Source organism: Rhizobacter sp. P3_B12, from assembly GCF_056402895.1.
In genome coordinates this window covers 1-5,186 of record NZ_JBFUGN010000410.1, presented here as the reverse complement: position 1 = coordinate 5,186, position 5,186 = coordinate 1, and the positions used below count along the sequence as shown (strand labels likewise).

Below are 5,186 nucleotides of genomic sequence, written 5' to 3'. Positions count from 1 at the left end.
CGTTGCTCATGGGCCTTCGAGAGCTCGGCGGCCGGCCCCGCGAACAGGTGGCCCAGGCCGCCGGCGCTGCTGGTCCCACAGCGCACCCGCAGGTGCACGAGGTTGTCCGTCGCGGTCCATGCCGCTTGCGGAACCATGAACAGGAGCGGTGTGTTCCAGTGACGCGTCAAGTTGTCCGGTTCCATGCGCCCGGCGCGCCCGACCAGCATTCCGTTGACCCACAGGTCGCTGTTCATCGTCGCGTAGGCCACTTCGAAGGCCCACGGTTCGCGTTGCGCGGGATCCATGTGAACGCGCAGCCGGTACCACACGGTCCCTGCGCGCGCCCGGCCGTTCTCGGCCCAGCGATCGGGTAGCCGGACCGGCCGCCAGGCCGCGGTATCGGGCGGCGGCTGCTCGCTGACGGACACCACGGCTTCAAGATCCGAGACCGACACGATGCCCTTCTGCGGTGACAGCGCGACGACGCCTGCAGAGTGTGCTGCGCCCGCCAGCGACCACGCGGCCATCAGCACGCGCAGGCAGCGTCCCCTCGTCATCAACAGGTCCGGCGCGTGCGGCGCCGGCGATCACATCGGCATTCCCAGGGCGATTCGGTGAAGGAAGACGTGACGTACTGCATGACGGGAGCTTAAGCGCGGTATCCACAGGCGTCCGCCTCTCCCTCGCTCCTCGCGCTCACATGTTCATGGGACGCATCGGAGCGTCCGTGCCCTGCAGAATCGGCGTTGCGCCGCCTGCGGCACACATGAAACGACGTGCCGCTTCACGAACTTTTTTTACCTCTCGTTACGCCGATGCGTTCATTCGATGCGAACGACAAAGGAATCAAGTGGAGACGTTGAGCGACACCAGGCCTGCAGCGCAAAAGAACGTCCAGGCGGCGCGCCAGCGGCTGGTGCTGCTGTCCAACGTCCGTCTCGTGCGCGCCGACGGCGAGGCTTTCATCCTGGCGGGAAAGACGGCGGCCGTCCTGTGCCTGGCCGCACTGGGCGGCGGAATGTCACGCGCCGGGGCCGCGGCACTTCTGTGGCCGACGGCCAGCGAACCGGTGGCCCGCACCAATTTGCGCGTCCTGTCGCATCGCCTGTATCGCCAGCACGGCTGCGCTCTGCTGTCAGGCTCCGATCGCCTGGAGCTGGATGCAACAGGTCTTGTGCTGGCGCAGCCGACCCTCGAGGAGGCCATCGACACCGCGCTGAATGACCCGTCGCCGCAATGGCAACTGCTGGGCGACCTGAGCCTGGACGGCTTGTCGGAGTGGACGCAGTGGCTGCGCCAGCAGCGAGAGACGATGAGCCGGCGATGGGACGAGGCGTTCTCGGTCCATGTCGATCGCTGCACGGTCAAGGAGCAATGGCATCCGGCGCTTCGGGCGGCTCAGGCGCGGCTCAAGCTTTCGCCGGTGAGCGAGTCGGCGCATCGGCAGGTCATGTCATTGCACCTGCAGACCGGGGACCGCGCCACCGCGCTGATGGCCTACGAGCGGTGTCGCGAGGTGTTGTCCGAAGAGCTCGGCGTGTCGCCGTCGCCGCTGACGCAGGCCCTGCACCGGCAGATCCTGCGCATGACCACGACGCTGCCGACCCGGGGTGAGCCCGAGCCATGGGCATTCCATCCGCCCGTCATCGTCGGACGCGAACAGCAGCAGCTGGACATGAATCGCTCCTGGGGTCGGCAACACGACATCGTGGTCTGCGGCGAAGGCGGCACCGGCAAGACCCGCCTGGTGCGCGAATTCCTCCGTGGCCGCTCGGCCTTGCTGGTGTCCCTGCGGCCCAGCGATCTTCAACTGCCCTACGCCGCGCTCGCGCGGATCCTGCGCGCGCTCCCTGCCGGACTCGTCGCGTCGCTTGCCGAACCGGTGCGACAGGAACTGGCTCTCGTCGTGGCCGAATGGGATTCGGCGCCGGCAGCCGTGGCGGACACGTCCTCCGTCGATGAATGGCGCCTGTGCCAAGCCGTGATGCCGTGCATCGCACACCTCGTCGCCGGCGGCGTCACCGCGCTGGCGGTCGAAGACCTCCACCATGCCGACGCCCGTTCGCTGCAGGTGCTGATCCGGTTGCTGGATCATGCGGCTCCGAATGGAATGCGCATGCTGTTCAGCGCGCGACCCGATGGCCCGTCCGCGCTGTTGTCCGCGCTGCTTCGCCAGGTGGTCGCGGAGCACCGGGCGGACCTGGTGCGCACGCCCCCGCTGGATGGCCCCGGTGTGCTGGCAATGCTGGAAGGACTGCCGCTGCCGTGGCTGCAGCCATCGGTGCACGCGCCGGCGCTGTACGCCCTGAGCGGCGGCAATCCGAGGCTCGTGCTCGAGATCCTGCGCGAATCGGCGCGATCGCCCCACCCGGGGCAGTTCCACGGCATGACCTGCGGGCTGAAGCCGCTGCTGCAGGCGCGTGTCGAACGCTGCTCGGTGCTCGCCCGCGGCTTGCTGTACCTCGCACTCGTCGCAGACGCCGCGTTCTGCGTGGCTTTGGCGGCAGACCTGATGAAGCTGCCTGCACCGCTCCTGGCGGACCCGTGGCGCGAACTCGAACGCGTGGGACTGTTCAACCGCCATGGCATCTCGCACGACCTGGCCACCCGGGCGCTGGGCGACAGCGTGCCCGACGCCGTCCGCGCCGACATGCACCGTCAGGTGGTTGCGTGGCTGAAACGGCGGACGTGAGGACGTTCCACCATCGAGGTGGGTCGCTGGTGCAGCGTCATCAGGGGGCCACCGCCAGGCGACGCACGAGGCCCGGCAACCAGCGGGTGGCGCGGTAGAGGAACTGCCCCTTCGGCGTGGGCACCACCATGAAGCGCTTGCGGGCGATGGCATCGAGGAGGACGCGTGCCACGTAGTCTGCCGTCACCGGCGCGATCCACGCTTCGGCCTCGCGCACCGCGGCCGGCTTGGTCTTGTTCTCGGTGTCGAATCCCGGCGTGAGGGTGGCCGGAGGGCAAAGCACGCAGACCTCGACGCCGTGCCTGCGGTACTCGGAGTAGATCGATTCGCAATAGCCGACCACGGCGAACTTGGTCGCGGCATAGGCCGCCCAACCAAACGTGCCCACGAAACCAAGGATCGAGGACGTATGGATCAGATGGCCGCTCCCCCGCGCGCGGAAGAGCGGCAGGAACGCATGGCTGAGGTGCACCGTGCCCATGAAGTTCAGGTCCATCATCGAGCGATAGTCCTCCAGGGGCAGCTCTTCGAGATAGGCGGCGACCGCCCGCCCCGCGCAATTGATGACGTGCGTGGGCGTGCCGACCCGGGCGGTCAGGTCATCGCGCAGGGCCAGAACGCTGTCGTGGCGGGAGACGTCGACGACAAGCGCCTCGATGGTGGCGCGGCAGCCGGACATGCCGACCAGTTCGGCACGCGCCTGCTCCAGCGTCGCGACGTGCCGCGCGGCGATGATGATCCGGCAGTCGAGCACGCACAGCAGCCGCGCGATGGCCAGGCCGATGCCTTGCGACCCCCCGACGATCAGGATCGTGTCTGAATCACGGATTCGACTCATCGAAATCTCCTTGGTGCAATGCCTGCAGGTACTCAGATGATCTGCAGCGCCTTGGCGTGATGCGCCAGACGCTCCAGGGCATGGTCCATCTGCTTCAGTTCGAGTCCGCAGGTCACGCTCAGCCTGATGCGGGACTGCTTCTCGGGCACCCCCGGGAACACGACCGGGGTGACGACGATGCCGTCGTCATAGAGGCAGCTGCAAAGCGCCTTGACTTTGAGATCGTCGCGGACCATGACTGGGAAGATGGCCGAGGCGCTGGCTCCGATGTCGAAGCCCAGGGCACGCAATCCGCGCCCGAAGTACTCGACGTTTCGCCACAGGCGCTCGCGGATCGAGGGCTCGTCGTCGAGGATGCGAAGGGCCTCCAGGACAGATGCCGCGACGGACGGCAGCACGGATGCCGAGAACACATAGTGCCGGCTGGCCATCTGCAGGTAGCGGATCAGCCGGCTCGATCCCGCCACGAAGCCGCCGACGCTGCCCAGGCTCTTGCTGAAGGTGCCGGCGACGATGTCGACCCCTCCGAGAATGCCGAAGTGTTCCGCCGTACCCCGCCCTCGAGCGCCGAACACACCGGTGGAATGGGCTTCGTCGAGCATGAGCATCGCGTCATGGCGGCGTGCAAGCTTGACGATGTCCGCCAGCGGCGCCAGGTCGCCGTCCATCGAATACACGCCCTCCACGACGACCAGCCGATTGGCGTATTGGCTTCGCGAGCGAACCAGGATGCGTTCGAGCGCGTCGAGGTCGTTGTGCTCGAAGATCCGCATCGGTGCGCCGCGGCAACCTTCCATGACACTGCTGTGCACGCAGCTGTCCACGATGGCGAGGTCGTTGCGTCGCAGCAGCGCCGACAGGACGCCGCAGTTCATGCCGAAGCCGGAGCTGTACAGCAGCGCGGCTTCGCAGTTCGTGAAGTCGGCGAGTTCGCGCTCCAGCCTTTCGTGCAGATCGGTGTTGCCGATGGCGGCCGGCGACGCGCTGGTTCCGGCGCCGTAGCGCTGGGTCGCGGCGATGCTGGCCGCGATGGTCGCCGGATGCCGGGACAGGTCCAGGTAGTCGTTCGATGCCAGGTTGATCACCTCGACGACGCGCCCACTGTCGCGGTCCAGCAACCTGGCAAGCCCCGGCGAGCCACTGGTTCTCACTCGCCGGTAGTGGTAGTGCCTGCGGTGCATCAGGTCGTCGACATACGCCGACAACTGCTCGAAGCGCTCGGCGAATGCCAAGGTGTCCTGTTGCGAAGCGACAAGGAACTCGTACAGGCTCGAATGCCGCGAGTCGATCGGGCTCGGGGCCCTCGTGCGACGGTCGTGCCCGTCGTGCGTCGTCGTCGCCACTCGGCTGCTGCAGTTCTCGGATTGATCCAACACGTGAAGTTCCTTTCAGGCGGCGACCGGGTGGGGATGCAGTGGGCCCTGCTGCTGGGTGGACAGGTCGCTGCGGGCGACCACGTCGAGGCGGCCGCCGACGTGGGCTGCGCGCGCGGCACTGCGCTGGAGCTTTCCACTGGTGGTTCGGGGAAGGCTGCCGTGGCTGACCAGCACCACGACGGCGGGGCGGACGCCGTGCCGCTGTGCGACCTCCGCCATGATCGCGTCGAGCACAGGCTGGGGATCGCTGCGCCACGTCCGTTTGATCTCCTGCACGATCAGCAGCGACTCGCGTCCG

At 67.6% G+C, this 5,186-nt stretch carries 4 protein-coding genes and 1 pseudogene; 1 reads left to right on the top strand and 4 read right to left on the bottom strand.

From position 1 onward, the window contains the following. A partial coding sequence (locus AC1D01_RS19880; protein ID WP_477869293.1) for a hypothetical protein occupies positions 1 to 515 on the bottom strand: 515 nt, incomplete at its 3' end. A gap of 326 nt (positions 516 to 841) precedes the next feature. Here AC1D01_RS19880 and AC1D01_RS19875 point away from each other — a divergent pair. Further along, on the top strand, positions 842 to 2,674 hold the full coding sequence (locus tag AC1D01_RS19875; RefSeq protein WP_477869291.1) for an AfsR/SARP family transcriptional regulator: 1,833 nt from the start codon (positions 842 to 844) through the stop codon (positions 2,672 to 2,674). Between the two features lie 40 nt (positions 2,675 to 2,714). Here AC1D01_RS19875 and AC1D01_RS19870 read toward each other — a convergent pair whose 3' ends face one another. The 3 genes and pseudogenes from AC1D01_RS19870 to AC1D01_RS19860 all read right to left on the bottom strand — a co-directional run. After that, on the bottom strand, positions 2,715 to 3,512 hold the full coding sequence (locus AC1D01_RS19870; protein ID WP_477869290.1) for an SDR family NAD(P)-dependent oxidoreductase: 798 nt from the start codon (positions 3,510 to 3,512) through the stop codon (positions 2,715 to 2,717). Between the two features lie 32 nt (positions 3,513 to 3,544). Next, the gene (locus AC1D01_RS19865) at positions 3,545 to 4,888 is read right to left on the bottom strand and encodes an aminotransferase class I/II-fold pyridoxal phosphate-dependent enzyme (protein WP_477869289.1); all 1,344 of its coding nucleotides are present in this window, start codon (positions 4,886 to 4,888) and stop codon (positions 3,545 to 3,547) included. Between the two features lie 12 nt (positions 4,889 to 4,900). After that, positions 4,901 to 5,186 (bottom strand): annotated as a pseudogene (locus AC1D01_RS19860) (hypothetical protein); the annotation flags it as partial.